This is a genomic window from Streptomyces sp. SP17BM10, from assembly GCF_036322405.1.
In the GTDB taxonomy this organism is placed as follows: domain Bacteria; phylum Actinomycetota; class Actinomycetes; order Streptomycetales; family Streptomycetaceae; genus Kitasatospora.
The window spans coordinates 121,187-144,664 of sequence record NZ_JAQYXB010000514.1 but is presented as its reverse complement, the minus strand read 5'-3'; the positions used below and the strand labels follow the sequence as shown (position 1 = coordinate 144,664).

General features: G+C 71.3%; 16 protein-coding genes, 3 pseudogenes and 2 CRISPR repeat arrays. Of the genes and pseudogenes, 9 read left to right on the top strand and 10 right to left on the bottom strand.

What is annotated here, in order from left to right:
- Positions 1 to 88: 88 nt before the first annotated feature.
- Positions 89 to 1,528, bottom strand: a complete 1,440-nt coding sequence (locus tag PUR71_RS09960) for an SMI1/KNR4 family protein (protein WP_329926190.1) — start codon at positions 1,526 to 1,528, stop codon at positions 89 to 91.
- Positions 1,529 to 2,176: 648 nt separating this feature from the next.
- Here PUR71_RS09960 and PUR71_RS41235 point away from each other — a divergent pair.
- Both PUR71_RS41235 and PUR71_RS09955 read left to right on the top strand, forming a co-directional pair.
- A pseudogene (locus tag PUR71_RS41235) lies at positions 2,177 to 2,509 on the top strand (RICIN domain-containing protein); the annotation flags it as partial.
- A gap of 31 nt (positions 2,510 to 2,540) precedes the next feature.
- Complete coding sequence (locus PUR71_RS09955; protein WP_329926189.1) at positions 2,541 to 2,735, top strand: hypothetical protein; 195 nt, start codon at positions 2,541 to 2,543, stop codon at positions 2,733 to 2,735.
- Positions 2,736 to 3,580: 845 nt separating this feature from the next.
- Positions 3,581 to 4,423: a CRISPR direct-repeat array (repeat unit 31 nt; unit sequence GGTCCTCATCGCCCCTTGGAGGGGTAACAAC).
- A 287-nt stretch (positions 4,424 to 4,710) separates the two neighbouring features.
- Here the strand turns inward: PUR71_RS09955 and PUR71_RS09950 are convergent.
- From PUR71_RS09950 to PUR71_RS09935, 5 genes and pseudogenes are all read right to left on the bottom strand, one after another.
- A complete protein-coding gene (locus PUR71_RS09950; RefSeq protein WP_329926187.1) occupies positions 4,711 to 5,148 on the bottom strand; it encodes a hypothetical protein in 438 nt (145 codons plus the stop codon).
- Positions 5,149 to 5,869: 721 nt separating this feature from the next.
- Positions 5,870 to 8,077, bottom strand: coding sequence for a WD40 repeat domain-containing protein (locus PUR71_RS09945; RefSeq protein ID WP_329926185.1), 2,208 nt, complete (start codon positions 8,075 to 8,077; stop codon positions 5,870 to 5,872).
- A 1,013-nt stretch (positions 8,078 to 9,090) separates the two neighbouring features.
- A CRISPR array of direct repeats spans positions 9,091 to 9,853; the repeat unit is 30 nt; unit sequence GTCCTCATCGCCCCTCCGAGGGGTAACAAC.
- A gap of 30 nt (positions 9,854 to 9,883) precedes the next feature.
- A pseudogene (locus tag PUR71_RS41230) lies at positions 9,884 to 10,065 on the bottom strand (ISL3 family transposase); the annotation flags it as partial.
- Between the two features lie 84 nt (positions 10,066 to 10,149).
- Positions 10,150 to 10,647: a hypothetical protein gene (locus tag PUR71_RS09940; RefSeq protein WP_329926183.1), complete on the bottom strand. Its 498-nt coding sequence runs from the start codon at positions 10,645 to 10,647 to the stop codon at positions 10,150 to 10,152.
- A gap of 675 nt (positions 10,648 to 11,322) precedes the next feature.
- Entirely contained in the window at positions 11,323 to 12,186 is an 864-nt protein-coding gene (locus PUR71_RS09935; RefSeq protein ID WP_329926181.1) for an alpha/beta fold hydrolase, read from the bottom strand.
- Positions 12,187 to 12,515: 329 nt separating this feature from the next.
- Here PUR71_RS09935 and PUR71_RS09930 point away from each other — a divergent pair, with 329 nt between their 5' ends.
- Positions 12,516 to 14,060 carry an immunity 49 family protein gene (locus PUR71_RS09930; RefSeq protein ID WP_329926179.1) on the top strand — a complete coding sequence of 515 codons (1,545 nt, stop codon included), beginning with the start codon at positions 12,516 to 12,518 and terminating at the stop codon, positions 14,058 to 14,060.
- A gap of 105 nt (positions 14,061 to 14,165) precedes the next feature.
- Here PUR71_RS09930 and PUR71_RS09925 read toward each other — a convergent pair whose 3' ends face one another.
- Positions 14,166 to 14,330 carry a hypothetical protein gene (locus PUR71_RS09925; RefSeq protein ID WP_329926177.1) on the bottom strand — a complete coding sequence of 55 codons (165 nt, stop codon included), beginning with the start codon at positions 14,328 to 14,330 and terminating at the stop codon, positions 14,166 to 14,168.
- 44 nt (positions 14,331 to 14,374) lie between these two features.
- Between PUR71_RS09925 and PUR71_RS09920 the strand changes: the two genes are divergently transcribed.
- Both PUR71_RS09920 and PUR71_RS09915 read left to right on the top strand, forming a co-directional pair.
- Positions 14,375 to 16,018: a hypothetical protein gene (locus PUR71_RS09920; RefSeq protein ID WP_329926175.1), complete on the top strand. Its 1,644-nt coding sequence runs from the start codon at positions 14,375 to 14,377 to the stop codon at positions 16,016 to 16,018.
- 782 nt (positions 16,019 to 16,800) lie between these two features.
- Positions 16,801 to 18,162, top strand: a complete 1,362-nt coding sequence (locus PUR71_RS09915) for a condensation domain-containing protein (RefSeq protein WP_329926174.1) — start codon at positions 16,801 to 16,803, stop codon at positions 18,160 to 18,162.
- On the opposite strand, the gene PUR71_RS09910 is transcribed toward PUR71_RS09915, so the two are convergent.
- The gene (locus tag PUR71_RS09910) at positions 18,159 to 19,349 is read right to left on the bottom strand and encodes a UDP-N-acetylglucosamine--N-acetylmuramyl-(pentapeptide) pyrophosphoryl-undecaprenol N-acetylglucosamine transferase (protein WP_329926172.1); all 1,191 of its coding nucleotides are present in this window, start codon (positions 19,347 to 19,349) and stop codon (positions 18,159 to 18,161) included. The two genes, PUR71_RS09915 and PUR71_RS09910, sit on opposite strands and share 4 nt — an antisense overlap.
- A 107-nt stretch (positions 19,350 to 19,456) precedes the next feature.
- Here PUR71_RS09910 and PUR71_RS09905 point away from each other — a divergent pair, with 107 nt between their 5' ends.
- Together PUR71_RS09905 and PUR71_RS09900 are read left to right on the top strand one after the other, a co-directional pair.
- Complete coding sequence (locus PUR71_RS09905; RefSeq protein ID WP_329926264.1) at positions 19,457 to 20,023, top strand: MFS transporter; 567 nt, start codon at positions 19,457 to 19,459, stop codon at positions 20,021 to 20,023.
- Positions 19,930 to 20,724 carry an MFS transporter gene (locus PUR71_RS09900; protein WP_329926262.1) on the top strand — a complete coding sequence of 265 codons (795 nt, stop codon included), beginning with the start codon at positions 19,930 to 19,932 and terminating at the stop codon, positions 20,722 to 20,724. Before PUR71_RS09905 ends, PUR71_RS09900 begins: the two co-directional genes overlap by 94 nt.
- Before the next feature lie 37 nt (positions 20,725 to 20,761).
- Here PUR71_RS09900 and PUR71_RS09895 read toward each other — a convergent pair.
- Positions 20,762 to 21,112 (bottom strand): annotated as a pseudogene (locus tag PUR71_RS09895) (LLM class flavin-dependent oxidoreductase); the annotation flags it as partial.
- Between the two features lie 574 nt (positions 21,113 to 21,686).
- Between PUR71_RS09895 and PUR71_RS09890 the strand changes: the two are divergent.
- Positions 21,687 to 22,151, top strand: coding sequence for a phage tail protein (locus PUR71_RS09890; RefSeq protein ID WP_329926170.1), 465 nt, complete (start codon positions 21,687 to 21,689; stop codon positions 22,149 to 22,151).
- Positions 22,152 to 22,424: 273 nt separating this feature from the next.
- On the opposite strand, the gene PUR71_RS09885 is transcribed toward PUR71_RS09890, so the two are convergent.
- Positions 22,425 to 23,000 (bottom strand): TetR/AcrR family transcriptional regulator, encoded by a 576-nt coding sequence (locus tag PUR71_RS09885; RefSeq protein WP_329926168.1) that lies wholly within the window; start codon positions 22,998 to 23,000, stop codon positions 22,425 to 22,427.
- Positions 23,001 to 23,051: 51 nt separating this feature from the next.
- Here PUR71_RS09885 and PUR71_RS09880 point away from each other — a divergent pair, with 51 nt between their 5' ends.
- Complete coding sequence (locus tag PUR71_RS09880) at positions 23,052 to 23,378, top strand: hypothetical protein (RefSeq protein WP_329926166.1); 327 nt, start codon at positions 23,052 to 23,054, stop codon at positions 23,376 to 23,378.
- Positions 23,379 to 23,478: the final 100 nt, after the last annotated feature.

Here is a 23,478-nt window from a genome sequence, read left to right as displayed (position 1 = left end):
CCGTTGTCGACTGGCCGTCGACCTGTAGAAGGAGCTGAACCACGCTGAAAGCCAGAGCACCGAGGGGGAGCGCCAGCGCCGCTGTTGGTCAGCTGGTGGCGGCTTGGGGTTCGGCGACGGTTCCGGAGAGGTGGTAGGCGGTGGAGGTGTCAACGCCGAGGGCAGCGAGCAGGTCGAGGGCGGCGGTGAGGGGCGGGGCTCCAGCCATGCGAGCGGCGGCGAGGTGGGCAGGGAGGCGGCTGGCGGCGATCAGGGCTGTCCACTGGGTGGCGGAGAGGGCGACGTAGTGCAGGCCGGGGAGGTCGGCCAGCAACGCCAAGTCCGTGGTGGCGCAGCGGGACAGGTCGAGGGAGCGCAGCGCGGGGAGGGTACGCAGTGGGGTGAGGTCGATCGGGGTCTCGGAGGCGACGGCGAGTGAGGTGAGGTTCGGGTGGCCGGTGAGCGGGGTGAGGTCGGCGTCGGCGGCGAGGCCGACGGTCAGGTCCTCGATGGGGAGTGCTGCCACGGGGGACAGGTCGGAGGTGGCGCAGCGGTTGAGGTGCAGGCGCCGCAGCTGCGTGGTGGCGGAGAGCGGGGACAGGTTGACGGGTGTGGGGGCGTCATTGAGGTGGATCGCCTGGACGCCCGGCGCGAGCCGCTCGTCCAGCGCGGAGAGCACCAACTGGCGCGAGCCGTTCTGGGACTGCTGCGCGGCGTGCGGATCGGGCTGGCCCAGAGCCTGGCCGAGCCAGGCGGTGACAGATGAAGCCACGTAGCGTGGACCGTGGTTGAAGTCCCGGCCGACCTCGATCACCTGACCAGGGTGGCCGTTCGTGGATGGCGTGAGGTCCACGGCGAAGAAGTTGCCGTCGAACCAGGTGGCGAACGGGAGCCAGCCCGGATGCCCCGAGCAACGGCGCACCGTGTTCGGCGGGTCGGCGTCGAAGAGCACCTGGTTCCAGCCGAGCTGCCAGCCGAACCAGGTCGGGACGCCGATGTACTCGTCGTGTGCGTCCAGCGCCGAGTCGAGCGACAGCCAGCAGTACCCGTCCAGTGCCTCGCTGCCGCCGTCCCCGTCGGCCTCCAGGTACAGCGCGCGCAGGTCCGCGGGGAGTGCCTGTCCGAGGCGGAGCTCCGCGGCGGCGAGCTGTCCCTCGGTGACGGGCGCCGGCATCTGCGGTTGCGTGCTGGAGCGTTCGGCGTGCTTCCGGAGTATGGCCCGCAGCCGCTCGACCGCTTCCGCCGGGTCCCCGGCGGGGGGCAGCTCGGATGGTTCTGTGCCGTCGACCGCGCCCGGTTCGGAGGACCGGAAGTCGGGGTCGATGGTCAGTGTCCAGCCGTCCTCGCGGCGGCCCTCGGGCTCCAGGTTGTCCCGGAAGACCACCAGCTCGAAGGCGCCGGAGGGGCGGCAGGTCAACTCCAGGGCGATGGCCTCCCAGTCGTGGCTGTCCCGGAACCGAGACGCCAGCGAGGCGAGGCTCTCGTGTGGGGACGGCATGCTGAAGTAGGAGCCCGGACGGCTCGGCACCACGTATCCGCTGCCAAACATGCCAGTGCCCCTCCGTCCCCCGTGCGCCCGCAGCACGCACTCCGTCCAGCCTTCCGGTGCCTGCGCGACGATCTCCGCCGTGATCTGCCGTGCCGCCTGTTCCACCGTCAGGTCCATGCCTGTCCCCTCGTCCGCGCTGTTCGGACGATCATGTCAGCAGGCTGCGACAGAGCGATCGGCAGTGCTGGCGCCGACAGGCCGCTGCTGCCGCCTCCGATCATCCACAGCACTGCCTGGGCGCCCACCACCCCGCTGCGGGGGTGGGCTGGGCGTTCGAGTCATGGAGTCGTCGTTGTCGACTGGGTATCGGCCTCGGGGAGGAGTTGGACCACACTGGTCCAGGGGGAGTCGCCGGTCTTCTGGAACGCGCGGACTCTCCAGCGTCCTGCGGGCAGGTGGACGGGGGCCTGGTCCGGCTCGCCTCTGCCGTCCGGGTAGGGCACTCGTGAGGCGAGCCCCGCAGTCGGTTCTTCGTGCACCCTGCCGGGAGCCACCGACGCCGAGCACGGTGCTCTCATCGCCGTCGAGATTCGGAATGTCGCACTCATGCGTTGACGCGGGCCCCCGCCGTTCGACGCGAAACGGCTGAGGCTAGGATCCTGCCGCGATCGGCCGGGCACCGGTCGGCAGGACAAGGGGGAGTGGGCAATGCGCGGGCGGATGGGAATCGTCAGAGTCGCCGTGGCGGCCACGGTGGCGGCGGGTCTGGTGGTCGGAGTCGGAAGCACGCCGGCGAGCGCGCAGCAGGCGCATCCGCTGCGGAACCACAACAGTGGCAAGTGCCTCGAGATCGCGGACTGGCGTACCGACGCCGGCGCGCCCGCCCGGCAGTGGGACTGCACCGGCGGGGCCAACCAGATGTGGCTGGTCGTCCCGGACTCCTTCGGGAGGACGCGCTTCGTCAATGCGAACAGCGGCCAGTGCCTGGAGATCGCGGACTGGCGCACGGACATGGGTGCCCCAGCCCGGCAGTGGTACTGCACCGGGGGGGGCCAATCAGGCGTGGCAGTACATGGAGCTCGGTCCTGGGATCCCGTCCGATCCGAACATCGCGGAGTACCTGCTCAACTGGAACAGCGGGAAGTTCCTGGAGATCGCGGACTGGCGTACCGACAACGGCGCTACCGCCAGGCAGTGGGACGCCTCCGGACGACAGGCGAACATGGAGTTCGACTACTGCTACCCCTGGGTCAGCTGCTCCTGGTAGCCGACTTCCACTCGTGGCCGGGTGAGGGCGGGGTCGACCGTCGGCGGCCCCTGCCTCTACGAGCCTGTCGTCGACCGCCGCCACCGGCAACGGAATCATCATCGCGACGGGCACCGAACCCTGCCGGATGGTCGTGCCCCTGGCAAACCCGAACACTCGCCAAGGGACGACTGACTCTCCGACCGACTACGCGAATGACGGCACTGCTCGGATGGTCGGCGGGAGGAAGCAAGGCCAGCCGGAGCGTCAGTCAGAGGTGGCAGGCCAGAATGCCACCGCGGCATGTGATCTTGAACGATCCCGCAGTCGCGGTCATGGTGGCGGTGATCTCCGCTGCACGGCTGACGGTCTCGTGAAACGGGACACCGCATTGGTCGGCCCATGCCTCGTAGGAGGCCAGGGGGGGCGACGACCGGTGCGGGGTCGGTGACCTCGATGGTTCCGGCCAGCTCCCGCACCCGGATGTCCTTGAACCCCGCGAGGTAGCCGGGGGCCTTCTCCAGGGAGAAGCGGGAGCTGAGCGAGACCCGGCCTGGCCCCTCGGGAGTCCCGAGGATCCGCCGGTGACCTGGGCACGGACGTCGTCGCTTGGGACCGCGGCCGCAAGGTGGTCGTCCAGCCGACGCGAGTGTCACCGGGACGTGGCACGATGTTCCCGAAGCCCCTTGACATCTCAACAGGCCCTTGACGGCCGTCGCCCCATCCGGCCTGCTGTAGCGCAGCGAACCCATCGCGACCAGAATTTCAGCGCCATACCGGGCCCCGGAGCATCACCGGAGGTTTGCTGAAAAATCCGGTCCAAGACCAGCTCGTGCGTAGGCACGGGCCTGCGGTTTTACCGTGGGGGTCCTCATCGCCCCTTGGAGGGGTAACAACGTGGGGGACACCACCCCCGCCGTGACTGTCCCCCAGGGGTCCTCATCGCCCCTTGGAGGGGTAACAACAGCCCACCCCGGAGGCCTCCGTCCCCCCGGCACCCGGGTCCTCATCGCCCCTTGGAGGGGTAACAACTCTTCGGACTCCGTGCGTCCGGTGCGGGCCCGCAGCTTGGTCCTCATCGCCCCTTGGAGGGGTAACAACTCGGAGACGTCGAGGACGTCCTCGATGTCGACGGCCGGGTCCTCATCGCCCCTTGGAGGGGTAACAACGCGGTCGGCTCCAAGCCGGGCTCGGGCTCCTCGTACCGGTCCTCATCGCCCCTTGGAGGGGTAACAACTAGCACCCGCTCCGGGCAGTGCGGCGTGGGCTCCTCGGTCCTCATCGCCCCTTGGAGGGGTAACAACATCTCCAGCGCCTTGATGAGCTTGTTCAGCGACTGCGAGGTCCTCATCGCCCCTTGGAGGGGTAACAACCGCCTTCGAGAAAAGCAGCCCATTCCGCCGTGTTGTGGTCCTCATCGCCCCTTGGAGGGGTAACAACATCATCGTCCGCACCCCGGCCTCGCCAAGCGCCTCGGGGTCCTCATCGCCCCTTGGAGGGGTAACAACTACGAGCACCTGCACGACATCGCCCGCGCCAACGGCCGGTCCTCATCGCCCCTTGGAGGGGTAACAACATCGCACCTGCGGCGTGCGTCGTGGTGGGCGCGGGGTCCTCATCGCCCCTTGGAGGGGTAACAACCTTGCACCCCCCGGGGCGGTCTGCTTGCCTCTGGCGCGGTCCTCATCGCCCCTCGGAGGGGTAACAACTACACCCCGATCAGGGTCAGCTCCGCCTCGGCGACGCGTCCTTTTCGCGCGCAGGCAGCGGCCGAAGTCGGCCTGCCGGCTCCGCGACGAGGAGCTGTTCCCGCTGGTCGCACGCCTGATGCGCCAGGCGGACCTCGAGGGCGGCCACCGCGCGACGGCGGCGCCGAGGGCATCGACGGTGGGGGCATTCTGGCTGAAGGCGAGCTTGACGGGGAAGTTGACGCTCGGCCCGGCCTTCTTCTCCAGTTGTGCGAGGTCGAAGGTGACGGATGTCAGCTTGCCGTCCTTCAGGTAGAGGTCACGTTCGTCTCGCGGACACCGGCCGGCACGGAGTCGGGCAGCTTCCCGAACTTCCCGGGGAGCTTGGCGGCCAGCGGCTTGAGCGCCTTCGGCAGTTCGTCTGCCAGCTGGCGGCCCGGGGCGCTCATCCAGACGTGGTCGGTGCCGTCCTTCTCGCCCTTGTCCTCGAAGGTGACGGTGCGGGTGAGGACGGCCCGGATGGAGTTGGTGAACTGCTTGGCGGTCTCCGGGTCCAGTGTGGGCTTGCCGTCCGGGCTCGGGGAGGCGGCCTTGGCACCGTCGGACTTCTTGGCCTCCTCGGCGAGTGCCTGCGGGTCGAAGGTGACCCACTTGCCGGCCAGGACATCCCGGAGCGGGGCCAGTTCGGCCGGCATGTCCTTGCTGGCGGCATCCACCTGGGACGGGTCCTGGCCGACCAGCTTCACCAGGCCCTTGGCGTCGGCTGGCAGGTACGCCTTGGCGTCGACCTGCCGGTACTCCAGCAGCGCGGGCGGTCGGACAGCACGTAGGACAGCCGCACCGGCTTGTCGACCGTTAGGTACTTCTCGGTCCCGGGGCTTTGCGCGATCTTGAAGAAGTCGATGCCCTTGAGTGGCTTGTCGGCCCCACCGCGACGGACACGCTCAGCCCGGACAGGGCCTCGGCGCTCCTCGGCTCGACCTTGTCACCGGTGGCCTGGCCGAAGGCGGTGATCTGCTCGGGAGTGCCGCAGGCGGCCAGGCCGGCGACGAGTACGGACGCGGTGACGGCCACGGGAATGGTTCCAGCAGCGAGCAACTGCCCACCCCGACGGCGAGCACCGCGACGCTGCCCGCCGCGCGGCGGCCGGATCGGCGCACCCGCACCCGGCCCGGTCCGCGCGGTGCCGTTGGCCTCTTCCTCTGTCGTTGTCATCCCCTGCTCTCGTCGTCCGGAAGGGCCTTGCGGGCCCGGGCTCGTCGGAGCGTCCACGGGTGGCGTGAATGCGCCATCCTTAACCGGAGCTTGAGGCGATTTGACACTACCTGGATGAGGAACGGGAACTTTGACGGAACATCAGGCGCAGCGGGCACTCCCGGGTCGAATACTTCGGCGATTGCACACAACTCTGTCTACGGTTGTTCACAATCGACGGCTGGCGCGCTGGCCGCTTCCGTCACATCGGGGTCAGCGACGGGCCAGCGCCGCGACCTCCCGGCCCGAGGTGACGACGAGCCGCCCACCGTCCGGGGAGAGTGCCAGGCCCATGACCGGCCCGGGGAAGCGCATCGCGGAGTCGACGAGCCGACGGCTCGTCAGATCCCATTCCAGCACCGTGCCGTCGCCGCTCCCGCTGACAGCCACCGGCCGGCCGTTCACCACCGCCGTCGCGACCCGCCACACACCGCGCCCGTGCCCCCGCAGCGGCTCGCCGAGCGGGCCACGCGGCGCCCGGTTCCACAGGCCGCGCCCGGTGCCCAGCTCCCACAGCCGGACGGTCGCGTCCTGGCCGCCGGTGACGGCCACCGGCCGGCCGTCGACCACCGCCGTGGCCACCGAGAACACCGGGCCGTCGTGGCCCGTCCGCGGCTTGCCCACCTGCCGGCCCGTCGCGAGGTCCCAGACCCGCACGGTGCCGTCCACCCCGGCACTGACGGCCAGCGGGCGGCCGTCCACCAGGACGGCGGCGACGCCCCACACCATGTCCGTGTGCCCCTGCAGCGGCGGCAGGAGGGGTGCGCCGGTCCTCGCGTCCCACACGCGCAGGGTGTGGTCGACGCTCCCGCTGACGGCCAGGGTACGCCCGCCGACGTCCAGCGTCGCCAGGGCGCGCACCGGGCCGGTGTGGAGCGGGAAGGAGGCGGCGCCGCGGGAGTTGGCGGCCAGGCTCCAGCAGTTCACCGAGCCGTCCAGGTCGCCGCCGGTGAGCACGTGGCCGTCGGTGGCGGTCAGGGAGGCGACGGTGTCCCCAGGCGGGTCGAGTCGGTCGCCGACGGGCTCGCCGGTCGCCAGGTCCCACACGCGGGCCGTGCCGTCGTCCCCGCCCGTGACGGCGAGCGGACGTCCGCGCAGGGCGGCGGTGGCGGCGGCGAGCACCTGGTCGGTGTGCCCCGCGACGGGTGCGCCGACGGTCTCGGGGGCCGAGAGGTCCCACAGCCGCGCGGACTTGTCGGTGCTGCCGCTGATCACCACCGGCCGGCCGGCCACCCGGGTGGTCGTGAGCGTCGACACCGGGGCCCGGTGCCCGACCAGGGGGGCGCCGACGAGCCGCCCGGTCCCGAGGTCCCAGACCCGGAGGATGTCGTCGCGGCCACCGCTGATCGCGAGGGGACGACCGTCCACGACGGCGGTCGTGATCGACAGCACGACGTCACTGTGGCCGATCAGCGCGTCCCCGATCTCCCGGCCGGTCGTCAGGTCCCAGCGCCGGACGGCGCCGTCGGTGCCGCCGCTCACCGCGACCGGGCGGCCGTCGACGACGGCGGTAGCGACGCAGTAGACCCGGCCGTCGTGGCCCGGCAGCGGGTCGCCGTGCGCGCGGCCCGCCTTCAGGTCCCACACGCACACGGTGCCGTCCCAGCTCCCGGAGACCGCCACCGGCCGGCCGTCCACCTCGGCCGTCGCCACGCCGTACACCCGGTCGCCGTGGCCGCGCAGGCCCTCGCCCACGCGCGCGCCCGTGGCGACGTCCCACACCTCCAGGCCGAGGTCCCAGCCCGCGGTGACGGCCACCCAGCGGCCGTCCAGCTCCGCCGTGGCCACCGCGTAGATCGGGGCCACGTGCCCGCGCCAGGGCTCCAGCAGACGGCGGCCGTCGCGCAGGCTCCACACGCGCACGGTGGCGTCCTCGCCGACGCTCACCGCCACGGGCTCGCCGTCCACCCGAGCCGTCGCCATGGCGCTGACCTCGGTGCCGTGCACCCGGAACGGCTCGCCGAGCGGTGCGCCCGTGCCGCCGTCCCACAGCCGCACGAACCCCTCGCCGTCGCCGACAGCGACGACCGTCCCGCCGTCCACCTCGGCGGCGGTGGCGGCGAACACCAGGTCCAGGCCGCCGTGCAGCACGGCGCGGCAGCGGTGGTCGACCTCGGAGCCGGACGCCCAGGAGACCGGCCACCGCGCGCCGACGTCGCCGTCCAGCGGGACGGCGGCGAAGCGGGCCGCCCAGTCGCGCGCGCCGAACCGGGCCGCGTCCAGGGCGAGGAGGTGACGGCGCGCCGCCGGCCCGGCGTCCCGGTGCAGGTGCGCGGACGCCCGGTAGACGGCCGCGAGCAGGTGCCCGTCGGCACGGTCGGCGTCCTCCAGCGCGGCCAGCACGGCGGCCGGTTCGGCGGTGACCAGCCACGCCGGATCGCTCGCTGAACCCCGCACGGCATCGCGGACGTCCTCGGACATGTACCGGCCCCTCTCCCCGCCCCATGCCGAAAGCCCGCCCCCGGGGCGTCGATTCGCGTACCACCACCGACGTGAGCCGCCCAGCATCGCAAAAGTGGAATGGGCGGGTCAACGGCGGCCCGTCGGCGGACGTGATCTGGGAGCGACATCGTGGCGGGGGCGAGCAGCACCGCGCCGGCAGGAGGGAGAACGTCCGGGCCGTCCGGCCGACGGTCGATGGGACCCGCCGCTGTCAACTCGCCGCGTTGCCACCCCTTCGGGGGCGTTCCTTCCCACGCTCGGCCAAGGGCCGTCAAGGCCCGGGTCCGGCGGCAGCCGGACTTCCGTGATCGGCGCAGTGACCCTGGACCCGACGCAACGCACACCAGGCGACGAGGGCCGGCCCGGGCGGCGGAAGCGGCACGGTCGATCAGCCCGCCGGAGGCGGCTCCGGCGGCCACTCCGCTCACCGGATGCGGCAGTCTCCAGAGACCAGGCGAGACCTGGGAACACCACGAACTCAACGCCTGACAGCTCACGCCTGGATCGGCCCGGTGAGAAGACACGAAGCGGGCGCGACGCTGTTGGATCACGGTGACCGCCCGACGAGTCGGCGCCGGCAATCCACTTCGCCGTCTCCACCACGGGCCTCGGTCGCTTCGGTCGCTGCCCGACTCCGCACAGGCGATCGGCCCACTCCGCGAGCGCCAGTGGTGCAACACCGGCAGATGGGACGACCCGCAGCACAGGCCTGCGGCCGTGGTCCCGGGCAGCGACAGATTGGAAGAACGGGCGGAAGGGGCGCAGCCCACGCCGGCGTCACCGGGACGTGGCAGATGTCCGAAGCCTCTTGACATTTCAACAGGCCTTGCCGGCCACCGCCCCATCCGGCCTGCTGTAGCGTCGTTGTCGGCGACCACCCCGGCCGGAATTTCAGCGCCACACCGGGCCCCGGAGCATCACCGAAGATTCGCTGAAAAATCCCGCCCAAGACCAACTCGTGCGTAGGCACGGGCCTGCGGCTTTACCGTGGGGTCCTCATCGCCCCTCCGAGGGGTAACAACCGTCCACGATCGCCTTCTGGGCGACCGGCGTTGCGGTCCTCATCGCCCCTCCGAGGGGTAACAACACCTTCGCTGCGGGCGGGTGGGGGGCTGATGCCCCCCAGTGTCCTCATCGCCCCTCCGAGGGGTAACAACACGGGCAGAGGCTCTGGCTCGGAGACCGTCGCTGAGGGTCCTCATCGCCCCTCCGAGGGGTAACAACGAATTCCGCAACGAGGCCGACGCCACCGTCTTGGATGTCCTCATCGCCCCTCCGAGGGGTAACAACCAGCAGCCCCGCGTACCCATCCCGAACCTCAATCGTGTCCTCATCGCCCCTCCGAGGGGTAACAACTCGTTGACGACCAGGGTCACGGCGTCGTCGCCCACCGGGTCCTCATCGCCCCTCCGAGGGGTAACAACCTGCGGCGAGGCGAGCGCGGCGGCCTGGTCGCCGTGTCCTCATCGCCCCTCCGAGGGGTAACAACATGCCGCGTTGGCCCGGTCCCGGCCGGCTTCGGCCGGGTCCTCATCGCCCCTCCGAGGGGTAACAACGCCGCCATCACCCGGACGTTGGCCGGACCCGCCTCACGTCCTCATCGCCCCTCCGAGGGGTAACAACAGCCGTCCACAAGGTGTGGTGAGCCGGGCTGCAAGTGTCCTCATCGCCCCTCCGAGGGGTAACAACGTGCGGTCGGGCTCGGAACTGCCCGCGGGATCGGGGGTCCTCATCGCCCCTCCGAGGGGTAACAACGCGAAGGCGACCTACAGCTCGGCGCGGACCTGGCCGGTCCTCATCGCCATGCACCCGCCCCGTCGGCTGCCCGCACATCGGGCACGGCACCGGATCGTCCCCGGGTTCGCGCGGATACCCGGATGACCTTGCCCCTCGTCCGCCACGCCCTCGACGACGAGCGCCGACAGCCCCGAAAACACCACACTCACAAGTTCGTTGACCTCGTGCATGCCATGCCAACGACGACTGTCACCGATCGTTACCACCGATTACGAGACAGAGCCGGTCACCGTACAGATCCCACCTCCGCGCGGTCACAACCCAGATGGCGCGAGCCGATACGCATCGCCAAAGGAAACGAACCAGCGTGAGGAGTAGTCTGCGGGGATGGTGTACGGGTGTTGCGGCTCGGTCAGCATCCGGACCATCAGCTCGGTCGCGGTGCAGTCAAACCGGTCTCCGTCATCGTCCCCGACACCCATTACGCAGACCGGCCAGGCCTCGGGGGCAGCCTCGTCGGTGATCCAGCAGAAGAGCATCTCCTGCTCGTTGCTGGCCCACGGCAAGACCCCTGTGTCGGCGTGAAACTGAGTCCAGGCGGCAAGGTCATCAGGGACGTGCAGATCGACATACCCGTCATCGAACGTCCCCTTCCCGAACCACTCGATGAGACGTTTGTAGTCGCCCGGCAGCCGGGATCCGACCCGGTCCTCTGCGGAGGTCCAGTCAACCTGGAGCGTCTGCTCTGCGTCCCAGCCGGTAGCTGTCACGAGCCGAAGCAGCCACTCGACGCCAGCGGAATCTGTAGTCATGCGCAGAGTCAATCACTCAGGTCTGCCACAAGGTGATTTGGCCGGCCAGCCTGGCCCCAGCCTCAGAACGCTCGCCACGACACACCAGGGGTGCTCTCACTTCTCATCAACATCTGGGCCCGTCCTGCCCCTCGATCGCTCTCCAAAGCGAACAACAATCGCTCCCCGTTCTCACCTACGCGGCCAGCGAGTCCGCGCTTGTCGACAGTCACCCTCAGCGGGATGCCGACGAACTCACCATCCTTGAATTTCACGCTCATACGCTCTGCACGGTCGTCGATGACCGGCAGACTGACGCCGCGTCCGGTGGGGCGGCCGCTTTCCACGGCGGCCGCCCCACCGGCCAGGTATTTCGTGTGCGAGTACTCGTAGAAAGGACAAACTCTTCTATGAACGACGTGATTGGCGGCCGCCCGTCGGGCTTCTCCGACCTCGCGGGTGGTGCCCTTGCGAGCGCGGGGGCCGGCAGTTCGTTGGCCAGGACGTCCGCCACGGCGTACTCGTCGCGGTCCGGCGGCATGCAGCTGTTCGATTAGCGGCAGTGCGTAGTACTCCATGGGCTTGTTGTCCACCGCCACCGTCGCGAGCACGTCCGGAGGCCGCCCGCCGGCGCGGGGATCGCGCGCGGCGGACGGCCTCCCGGTGTCCTGGGCGGGGAGTTCAGGGCCCCCCGGGTCACTGCCCGGCGGGCAGGAGGGCGACGAGCTCGCCCAGGACCCGGGCCGCCGGGGCCGGGTCGACGAGCCACTTCAGGTGGCTGCTGGTCAGCGTGCGGACGTCGTACGGGTTGTCCGGCGTCAGTGCGTCGCCCTCGCGGATCATCCGGTCCTGGAGGGCGAGCGGCAGGCTGGTGTCCTCGGTCAGCCGGACGTACGTCTTGGGGATCCGGCCCCAGCTGTCGTGCCGGGCCCGGTCGTCGTCGGTGCCGGCATCGAGGTTCTCGTCGGGCTGGAAGGTGTTGAGGAGGGCCAGGAACTCGTCGTCCGTGCCGTCGGCGAGGAAGGCCGCCTTGAAGCCCGCGAGGACGCCCGGGTCGGCGGTGCGGAAGTTGGAGCGCAGCAGGCCCAGTTCGGCGGGGTTCGCGACCATTGCCGCGCCCATGGCCGCGAGGTCGACCGTGGCCATCTCGGGCTCGGCGTAGTAGGCGCCGACGGTGAGGTCGACGGGGGCCCACGAGGAGACGTAGACGATGCGGTCGATCAGGTCGGGGCGCTGGTTGGCCGTGACGGTGGCCGTCATGCCGCCGCGGCTGTGCGAGACGAGGATGACGGGCCCGTTCTGCTTGGCCCGCTCCAGGATCCCGATGAGGTGTGCGGCGTTGTCGGCGAGCGTCACGCCCTTGATGGCCCCGGGCGCGGTGGCGAGCGCGTCGAGGTCCTGCGGTGCCTGGTAGGCCCGCGGGTACGTCGCGGCGAACCCGTGACCGGGCAGGTCGACGGCGACCGAACGGTGCCCGAGGAGGCCGAGTTCGGCCTGGAGCGGGGCGAAGGAGAAGGAGTTCGAGAAGGCTCCGTGAACCAGTACGAACGTCGGTTGCATCTGCTGGTGACTCGCTTTCAGGTCCTCTGTGGCGTGGACCGTGCACACATCGCACTCGTGAACGGCCGTCCACGATCCGATGGTTCACACTAGTCAATGGAAGATCATCCGTACTACCCGATCGCCCGGCGCCGTGACGCCCCTCACTCTGGCCGCGGCCCGGGCGCTCGACGGGTTCGCGGCCGACCGCCCGTCTCTCATGCGCTCCCGGGGGAGTAACTCAACGCCGCCCACCTGGACTGAGCGGCTCCCGGACGTGGCGGAGCGGTGTCAGTCCCTGCTGCTAGCGTGCCGTTCGGCAGTGAAGATCAACAGGAGGGGCGGCAGCGATGCGCGGGATCACGCGTCACGCGGTCGACGGGCGGCGGGTCGCCGAAGCGCTCGGTCTCATCGTCGAGCGGACCAACCACCGGTGGTACGAGATGTGGAGCAAGGGCCCGTCCCCGCAGCGGATGCTGGCGCTGCGGGACGAGCTCCTCGACCACGTCGCCGCCCGTACCGTCGAGCGCGCGGCCGAGGCGGAGCCCTCCGCCGCCGTCGTCCTGCGCACGGCAGCGGAGATGGCGTTGGGGGCACTGAGCGCCGGCTGCTTCCCGGACGGCGACCAGGAGGTCCTCTTCCCGCTGATCGGCGAGAAGTTGACCAACGACGACGTCTCCTTCGGTGCCGTCGCCGACCAGGCCCCCACGGCCCGGACGTGGCTCGATGCCTTCGAGGCGTGCCTGGTCAGCAAGCTGCTGTGGGAGCGCGACCGGGCCATCGGCCTGCTGCTGCGGTCCGACTACGCGCCGGCGATCCGCAACGGCGTGCCGTACTCGCTGCTGACGTCGGTGTCGGACCCGGCGGACCTCGCCGCGATGGACGCGCTGTGCCCCTACCTGACCGAGGCGAGCGGACACCTGCCCCGCGACTGGCCCGCCGTCACCCTGCGCAAACCGGAGCCCGACGAACTCGCCGAGGCGGCCGGGCGACTGGACGCCGTCGCCGCCCCGACCGCGGACCAGCGACTGCTGCGCGTCCTCCTCGACGACGACCAGCACGCCTTCGAGCAGGCCCTGGCGGCGCGGCTCGTCGAGTACCGGGACGGCCTGGACGCCGACCCGGCCCCGAGGACCCTGCTGCCGCTCGGCATCCTGGCCCTGGCCGCCCTCGCGGTCCGGGTGCACGGGTGGGCACTCGACGTGCGCTCCGACTACCTGCCGGGATGGTCGCCGCCGCCCCGGCGCGAGACCGACGGTGAGGCCGAGGACCCGCTGGGCAGTGTGTACCTGCGGCTGGTCGCCGAGGAGTCGATCCCCGCCGGGGCACGGGAGCACTTCGGCTACCTGCGCCCGCTGGCCACGGACCTCCTGGTCGGCATCGCTCTGGACTCCCCGGAGAGCGTCCGCGTGCTCGACGACCGCGACGTGGCCCTCGTCGACCGGGACGTCCTCGACGCCGCCGCGCGCACCAACCTGCTCGACTCCCCGATCACCTACGACACGTGGGACCTCCCCGACGGCGCGGTCCTCCACATCCTCGGCCACCCCGACTCGGCGTTCGCCGCCAGCAAGCTGCTCGTCTTCGAGGAGGCGGTCCGCGCCGCCGGCGGCCCGCCGATACCGCCCGAGGGCGTGCTGGTCGTCGTCCCCAACCGGCACAACCTCGTCTTCTACCCGCTCGCCGACCGGCACGTGGGCGAGGCCGTCAACTCGCTGGCCCGGTTCGGTCTGGGCGCCTACGAGGACGGCCCCGGAAGCCTCTCGCCACGGGTGTTCTGGTGGCGGGCGGGCACCCTGACGTCGATCACCGTCCTCGACCCCGAGAGCCGGTCATTGAGCATCTCCCCGCCCGACGAGCTCATGAGCATCATGCGCCGCCTGGTCCACGGCTAGCGGACGACGGACGACTCCGGCCTCGGCAGGCGCCGGTCACCCGTCAGGTGCACGAGAACCCGACGGACCGACTCCCGCGCCTCGCCCGATCCCGGTTCGGGTGGGTCAGCCGGCGTCGGCCTCGTCGATCAGATCCGGGAGCTCGTCGTTCCGTTCATCGGCGGCCGCGCCCACCCGGGTGATCGGCCCGGCGTGGCGGCGGGGCCGGTCGGGGCCGCGCTGCGAGCGTGGGCGGCGGTCCGGGCGTCGGCCGCGCCGTAGGTCGGGCACGTCGATCCCACGTCAGAAGCCCGAGAAGCCCGAGGAGCCCCGCCATGCCGCACCGGTTGTCCGTTGCCCGGCCGGCAGCACTCGTCGTGGCCCTGGTCCTCGGGCTCACCGCCTGTTCCAGTTCCGGGCCGGGAACGCGGGTGGCCGACGCGCACCAGAGCTCCCCGCCCGCCGACGTCGTGGCCGCCGGAGGTCCGCTGGTGGGTGACCCCACGCTTGTCCCCGGGGAGCAGTCCTGTGCGGCCGCCGAGGGCAACGCCCCCTGGTACCCGACCATCGCCGCGTTCGAGGTCCACGACTCCCACCGGACACACCTCTACGCCTGTGCGCACTTCCAGGGCGCCCCGTCGAACAACCAGGTCTACGCCCACAGCTCGCAGCAGGTCTACGCGACTCCGTACAACATCGTGGACCGCGGCCCCGACGAGCTCTACGCCTACGGCGGCGGCTACGGCGACGACCCGGCCGCGTCCGGCTCGTTCGTCTCGCGCGTCGAGCCCGGCACCTTCAACGAGGTCTGGCGCCGGGTGCTCATCAACACCGACGCGACCGACGAATGGGACTACCCCGGTGTCCTGAACGTCCTGGCGGACGGCAGCCTGGTGGTCATCTACGGCTACCACATCGCCCGCATCGACCCGGCGACGGGCGCGGTCCTCGCCCGCACCACGCTCCCCACCGGGGGCTCGGCCCCGCGCGACACGGCGTACAACGGCTACGACGCGCTCCCCGACGGGACGATCGTCGCCAAGACCGTCAACCGCCAGCCCGGATGCACCGAGCAGGGGTTCAGCGCCTTCCTCAACTGCCCCGACCCGACGGCCGTGCCGCCCTCGATCATGGTGGCCATCGACCCGAAGAGCCTCCAGGTGCTCACCGAGGTCACGCTGCCGGAGATGATGGGCGGCCGCATCACCACCTCGACGCTCGACGGCACGCAGGAGATCTACCTGCCGGGGGCGACCAAGCTCTACCGCTACGCCTTCCAGAGCAACGCCTTCGCCCCCGACCCGACGTGGGGGCCCGTGAGCTACCTCAAGGACGGCCAGACCGCCGCGTCCGCCATGGCCGTCGTCAACGACTACGTCGTCGCGATGACCAACGGCGGGAAGCCGACCTCCACGCCCATGAGCGTCGTGGCCGTCTCCCAGAGCGACTCGACCAAGGTGGCGAACGTCCAGCCGTTCGCGAACAGCGGCAGCAAGAACAGCTTCATCCCGTCGATGGTCTCGGTCGACCCCGAGAACAACCGCGTTTACGCGATGGACGCGGGAGCGGGCAAGCTGGCCGGGCTCGACCTGACGAACGGCACGCTGTCGGTGGCGTGGACGCAGGATCAGACGACCCTCGGCTTCACCACCCTGCTCGGCCCCAAGGACCAGCGCGTCCTGATCGGCACCGACATCCCGGTGAAGTTCTTCCAGGGACTCAAGAAGTACGACACCGAGCAGGTGGTGTGGCGCAGGGCCCAGGACGGCACCGAACTCGCCCGCTCCAGCCAACTGCCCAAGATGACCCAGGGAATCCTGGTCACGCCCGGCTACGCCGGACTCCAGTACTTCCTCACCGCGGACGGCCACGTCACCGGTCTTCAGGTCGCGCCGAAGCCCCCCACTGCGTCCCCGTCCGCCCCGGGCAGCCCCACGAAGTCCTCGTCGCCGGGCACCGCGACCTCGAACCCGTCCTGAGGCTCCCGGCACAGGGTGGTATCACGGACCTCCGGGTCCGGGTTCGCTGTCACGCCTGCGGGATCACGCCTGCGGGATCACCGATTCCGGGGTCAACGGTCCGCTCGGGCTCGCGTGAGACGGCCCGGTCTTCGGCGATGTCGAGGAGCCCACTTCGACGATCTGGGGTTCGGGCTGGCGGTGAGGTGGAAGGCTGCAGAGCCGAGTCGATGATCGGCGGTCGCCTTGTCCACGCTCTTGGTGAGGGAGATCGCGGCCTGGGCCGGTGGCGCCATCACGCTGCTGCTGAACAGCGAGCCCGCCACCAGGGCCAGGACCCAGGCGATCCGCCCGGTCCGGAAAGGAATACGCATGCCTGGCAGTTCATCCGACCGCCCCACCGGCTGCTCCGACGGCGCGAGGGCGGACGGGGCAAAGCACCTGCTCAGCGGACTGCGGGAGCACTGCCGGAGGCGGCGGCGGACGCGGAGCCGGAGCCGGATCGTGGGGCGCGCGGATCGACGTGAGTCGCTTTCGCCCCTCGTACGGCGCGAGCACGAACGTTCACACCCCTGGCAGTGATCGAGCGCCCGTACGTCGCGCCCGAACGCCGTGCCCGGACGCCGCACCGTTCCCTCGACAGTGCCGGTGACGGCCCCCGCGCCCGTCACCCGATCGGGCGACGGCCGTACCCGGTGGCCGTATCCGATGACCGGCTGGGCCGGTTGGTACGGCATCGATTGGTAGGCCGGTGCGCGACTGCTGTGGACACCACCCGGCGACGACAGGCAGAAGAAGGCGGAATGCTCCAAATCTCAGTCGAGGACTCCGAGATCGACCCGGGCGAGGCCCATCGGTGGCACCTGGTCTCCCTGACCGGCGACGGTGGGCCCGCCCCTCGCCGGACGACCGGGTACAACCAGGCGAAACATTTCACCGTGGCACAGCACGCCCAGAGCATCGACGAACCGATCCGGTCCTACGTCGCGGCCAGCTTCGACCTCCCCGGACGGGTGGATCTGGACGCGCTGGAAGGAGCGTTTCTCCACCTGGTGCGGAGGCACGAGGTGCTCCGGGCGGTCTACCAGCCGCTCGGCGGGGACCTGGGCTGCGAGGTCCTGACGCCCGACGAGGTGGCCCTCAAGCACGACTACGTCGGCCCGCTGGAGACTCCCGCCGAGGTCACCGGGCACCTCCACGAGGCGTTCCGGGAGGTGGACACGCTCGCCTGGCCGCTGATCACGATGGGCGCGGTCGTGCGGCCGGAGTCGACCACGGTCTGGTTCTCGTGCGACCACCTCGTCACCGACGGCCTCTCCAGCGCGATCGCCGTCAACGACATCGCCACCGCCTACCGGGGCCTCGCCCAGGAGCAGGAGCCCGGCAGCTACCTGGAGTTCAGCCGCACCCAGCGCCGCGCCAACCGGGCGATGAACGCCGACGACGCGCGGCTGGACTACTGGCGGGACTTCCGTGACCGCAACGACGGCCTGTTCCCGCGCTTCCCTCTCGACCTCGGCGTGCGGCCCGGCCGGCTGTACGCGCCGCTGGCCAGCACCGAACGGCTGCTGACCGCCCGCCAGACCGAGGAGTTCGGCGCCGCCTGCCGGGCCCGTGGCGGGCGGCTGTCCATGGGACTGCTCGCGGGCGTCGCGCTCGCCCTGCGGCAGTTGGGCGGACCGGCGGAGTACCGGGGGCTGGTGCCGGTCAACGAGCGCGGCCGGGGCGTCTACGCCGAGTCCATGGGGTGGTTCATCAACACCCTGCCGATCGAGTTCCCGGTCGGGGAGCGGGCCGGCTTCGCCGACGTGCTGACCGCTGCCCAGGACGCCTACGGGCGTGCGCAGGCCCACGCCGGAGTGCACTTCGTGAAGGCGTGGCGGCTGCTCGCCCCGGCCGAGTACGCGCGACTGCACTACTGGCCGCACGCGGTGAACTTCTTCTCCTACATCGACTTCCGCCGCCTGCCCGGTGCCGACCTGCACGCCGCCCAGCGGGCCCGGCTGCACGTCTGGGTCTCCGGCTGCAACGGGCTCCTGCACTGGCTGCACCGCACCGACGACGGCCTGTTCGTCAACACCATCCACGTGGACACCCCACTGGCCCGGGAGACCAACCGGGCCCTGCTGGACGGATTGGCCGGTGTGCTGACCGACGTCGCCTAACGGTCCAGGACCGACAGCAGCACGTCCACCAGCCGTTCGGCCGCGTCCGGGCGGCCGTGCTCACGGGCCCGCCGCGCGATCTCGGCGCGGCGGGCCGGGTCGGTGAGCAGCGGGCCGATCGTGTCCTGCAAGGCGTCGGAGGTGGCGGGGCCGATCAGCGCGACGGCCGCGCCGGCGTCCGCGAGGTGCCGGGCGTTGTGCTCCTGCTCGTTCCCGGCGCTGCCGGCCAGCGGGATGAACACCGCCGCCCTGCCGAGCGCGGTCAGCTCGGCGAGCGTCCCGGCACCGCTGCGGGAGACCACGACGTCGGCGAGCGCGAGGACGTCCGGCAGCTCCGGGCCGATGAAGCCGGACACCAGGTACCGGGCGCGGATGTGCGCCGGCAGCGCGGCGACCCGCGCGCGCAGTCCGGCTTCGTGGGCGGGCCCGCACTGGTGGATCACGTTGGCGTGGCCGAGCAGCCACGGCAGGATGTCGCTGATCAACTGGTTGATCTGCTGCGAGCCCTGGGCGCCGCCGGTGACGTACACGGTGGGCGCCTCGCGATCGAAGCCCCACAGGCCGAGCGTCTGCACGGCCTTGTCACCCCGGCCGGTCAGCACCTCGGGACGCACCGGGTTCCCGGTGACCACGGCATGGGGCCGGGCGGAGTCGGGCAGGAACCCCAGCGTGGACTCGGAGGAGACGGCGACGCGGGTCGCCATGCGGGCCAGCGCCCGGTTGCCCAGGCCGAGCCGGACGGTCTGCTCGTGGACGACCAGCGGCCGGTGGCACATCCGGGCGGCCATCCCGACCGGCACCGCGACGTAGCCGCCGGTGCCGAGCACGACGTCCGGGTCGAACTCCGCGACGGCGGTGCGCGCCTGGGCGACCCCGAGCGGGACGCGGCCCATGTCCTTGACGTTGGCCGGTGAGATCAGCTTGAGCGGATTGGCACTGCGGCGGATCTTCCCGGTGGCGACGGTCCTGAACGGGATGCCCTCGGAGCCGGCGACCCGGGCTTCGAGCCCGGCGGCGGTGCCGATCCACAGCACGTCCAGGGCACCCCCGGCCGCGGCGAGCCGCGCGCGCAGCGTGCGGACGGCGGTGAGGGCCGGGTAGGTGTGTCCGCCGGTCCCGCCCCCCGTGACGATCAGCCGGAGGGGGCGGCCGAGGCGGGAGACGAGAGCAGTGGTGTCGGGGGTCACGGCTGGGAAGATACCAGGTCGCGAAAGCCCTTCTGAGACATGGAGCTGACGGAGCATCGGAGGGCGGAGCGACGAAGGCCGGGAGGGCCCCTGTTAGCGTGATCGGCATGATCATGAGGAGGTCCGGGGAGCGGGTGCGAAGCGGGGCGCGGGCTGGGCCGGAGAGGGCTCTGATCGCCGCCGGTTTCGTCAACAGGGTGGGCAACGGCCTCTTCAACACCGCCGCCGTCCTCTACTTCACGTTCGTCGTCCACCTGCCCGCCGCGCAGGTGGGCGCGGGCCTGACGATCGCCGGCCTCTGCGGGCTGGTGGCCGGAGTGCCGGCGGGGAACCTCGCCGACCGGTACGGGCCGCGCGCGGTGTGGCTGACGAGCCTCGTGCTGCAGGCCGTCACGATGGCGGCGTTCGTCCTCATCGACGGCTGGTTCGCGTTCGCGCTCGTCGCCACGCTGGACCGGCTGGCCGCCACGGCGGGCAGCGCCGCGGGCGGTGCGCTCATCGCACGGGTCGGGGGTGAACGGCGGCCGCCTTCCGGGCCAGGCTCCGGACCTTCGTCAACCTCGGCGTCGTCGTCGGCACCCTGGGCGCGGCCGTCGCCATCCAGCTCGACACGCGCGCCGCCTACACCGGGCTCATCCTCGCCAACGCCGCCAGCTTCGCCTGCGCCGGAGTGATCGCGTTCCTGGGCGTCCCGGACTACCGGCCCCTGCCGCGGCCGGAGGAACACCGCCGGTGGTCCGTCCTGACCGACCGGCCGTACGTGTCCTTCGTGGCGCTCCACAGCGCCATGGGCCTGCAGTACCAGACGGTCTCGCTCCTCCTGCCGATCTGGCTCACCGCGCACACCGACGCACCGCGCTGGACCGTGGCCGCGGTCTACGCGATCAACAGCGGCGTCTGCGTGCTGTTCCAGAGCCGGCTCGGCTCGAAGGTGGAGATCCCGCGGCAGGGCGGCCGGGCCTTCCGCCTCGCCGGGTTCCTGTTCCTGGTCAGCTGTCCGCTGATGGCGCTGACGGCCGACGTCCCAGCCTGGGTGGCCCCGGGGCTCGCGGGGCTGGCCGTGTGCGTCCACAGCATCGGAGAGGTGTGGGAGTCCTCGGGCGGCTACGCGCTCGGCTACGGTCTCGCACCCGATCACGCCCAGGGGCAGTACCAGGGCCTCCTCGGCATCGGCTTCGGCGCGGGCCAAGCGCTCGCGCCCGTGATCCTGACCGGGGCCGTCCTCACGCTCGGACACTCGGGGTGGCTGCTCCTCGGCTGCTTCTTCGCGGCCCTGGGCGCGGCAGGACCGCCGGTGGCCGCCTGGGCGGAGCGCACCCGCCTCGCGGACCCGGGTGCGCAGGCGCCGCTGCGCGAAGCCGGCTGCGCCTCCTGAGTGCGGCAGGCCGTGGGCTTCCACGGCCGGCCGCGCGTCAGCTGCGGGACGGGTGGGTCCACAGGCCCTGGTCGGCGAGCAGCGGCAGGACGCCGTCGCCGAACCAGTACGCCTCCTCCAGGTGCGGGATCCCCGAGAGTACGAACTCGTCGATGCCGAGCCGGTAGTACTCGGTGATCCGGGCGGCCACCTCCCGGTGGTCGCCCACCAGGGCCGTGCCCGCCCCGCCGCGGACCAGGCCGATGCCGGCCCAGAGGTTGAGCGTGATCTCCAGGGCGTCGGCGCGGCCGCCGTGCAGCGCCAGCATCCGGCGTTGGCCCTCCGACTCGCTGCGGGCCAGGCCCGCCTGGACCGTCCGGATCGCCTCCGGCGTGAAGCCGTCGAGCAGCGCCTCGACCTGGTGGCGGCCACGGTGGCGGGCCTGACCGAGGCCGAGACCCGGCTCGAGCCGGAGGCCCGGAGCACGGCCCTGACCGCCCGGATCGACCGGTTCGTCGAGCAGCACCTGTCCGACCGGGAGCTGACGGCCGACCTGATCGCCGCCGCCCACCACATCTCGCCGAGCCAGCTCTACCGGATCTACCGCCCGAACGGGATGACGGTGGCCGCCTGGATCCGCCACCGGCGGCTCGAGCGCTGCCGGGCCGACCTCGCCGATCCGGCGCTGCGCGGCGACCCGGCGCACCGGATCGCCGCGCGGCACGGCCTGGGCGGCCCGTCGGAGTTTCCGCGCGCGCTTCGGCATGACGCCCCGGGAATTCCGCCACCAGGCGCTACGGAGGACCGACAGCCCGGCATGACGTCGCCCGGTGCCGGAGTCCCGCCGGTGTCCCGCCGGTCTCCCGTCCCCGATCGATCAGGAATCGAGAAGCCGCACGGCGGCCCGCGACGTAGCGTGAACACGTCGCCGGGAAGATCCGGCACCGGTGATCCACAGCCGGACACGTTGACCAGGAGGAACCATGCCGTACGCCGTCGACTTCAAGAACGTCTCCACCGTCGGCCTGGAGTCGTCGCCGGTGGCGGAGGCACTCGCCGGGCTGCGTGCCAACGAGGCGCGCTACTTCAAGAACAAGTACGACCACGAGTTCACCGTCCTTCCCGCCGACGAGGCGCCGGAGGTGCTCGACCTGGTGAACCGCATCCTGTCCGAGGAGCGCGGCATCGTCATCGGCTCCCGTCCGCTGGAGGTGACCTCCTTCGAGGCGGGCGGATTCCGGATGATGTACGTGTTCTACGAGTCCGGCCTGTCGATCAACGTGATGTACGGGATCGAGGACGGGGGGAAGCGCGCGGTGGGGTTCAAGCTCTCGGAGGGCATGGACGTCCCCGAGGAGCTGGCGTCGAAGTTCAAGTTCGCGCGCCAGAAGTCGAAGCTGGCCGGCGAGATCCGCGGCTCCTTCTTCGTGATCAAGGGCGAGTACTGAGCGCTTCCGGATCCCCCGTCGGATCTCCCCCGCCGAGGGGAGGTCGTCGGTCCTCCGGGAGGACGTGACCCCGGCGCCGGTCGGCGAGCCTGGAGGCGTGACCGCTCTCACGAACGCCCCTGCTCGGCCGCCCCGTTGGGCGGTCCGCGCCGCGCACGCCGCGGCCCTCACCACCGTGCCCTGCCGACCAGAAAGGCTGACATGTCGGCTGCCTGGGGGCGACCCTATCGCCGGCCCCTGGGACGAGGCTGCGGCAGGGGCGAACCGGTGGCGCTACCCGGGCGTCGGTGGCCAGATGGTGCTCAGGATGCGGTCCGGCCAGTCGTCGGGGATGCCGGCTGCGGTGACGTACTGGCCGTAGAAGGATCCGATCAGCATGCTCGTGAGGGCGTCGAGGTCGGCGGAGTGCGGGAGGTCGCCGGCGGCGAGAGCCTGCCTGAGCAGCGCGCGCCGTGGCTCGACGATGCGGGTCCTGAAGAGGCCGAGCAGTTCGGGGTGGCGCTCCTCCTCGGCGAGCAGCGAGCCGAGGACGGCCAACGCGGGCATGGCCCGCAGGTTGCCGTGGAAGTTCTCCAGGATCGCCAGGGCGTGCGCACGGGGGGTCGGTGCGTCGGCGGGCGCGGGCGGTCCGTCGACCCGGAGCGAGCCGATGACGGCGGCGACCAGCTCCGCCTTGTTCGGGTACCGGCGCCGGAGGCTGGGCACGGTGGTGCCCGCGGCGGTCGCCACGGACTCCAACGACATGCGGGCGTAGCCGAGTTCGCCCAGCTGACGGGCGCCGGCCACCAGGATCGCCCGATCCAGGGCCGGGTTCCTCGGCCGTCCGGGCTTGGCGTGCGGAGTGCTCATTGAATTATGATGGGGCATCGGAACGTAAGTCATCGATGGGTGGGGGACACCATGACCGAGTCGTTGCCTGCTACCGCGTACTTCCGCGTTTCGCGCGCCACCTTCGACCCGAGCCGGTTCGAAGAGGTCGACGCGATGAACACGAGGACCTCGGAGTACCTGATCCCGGCCGTCAAGCGGCTCCCGGGCCTCATCCACTTCTACGCGGGCGTCTCCCCGGAGGGCTCCGCCGTCCACGTCAGCGTCTGGGACTCCGTCGAACACGCGGCGCAGCTGGACACCCTGAAGGAGATGGCCGTCGACGCGCGAGCGGAGGCGGAGGCGGCCGGCGTGACGTTCACCCCGATCGTCAACTACCCGGTGAACTGGACGATTTGATCGGACGGGGCGAGCCGGGGTGGCCTGCGGGCCATCCCGGCGATCTTCGGGGCAAGGCTGGGGCCGGTTCATGCCGTCCTGTGCCCGTGGAAGCGACGCT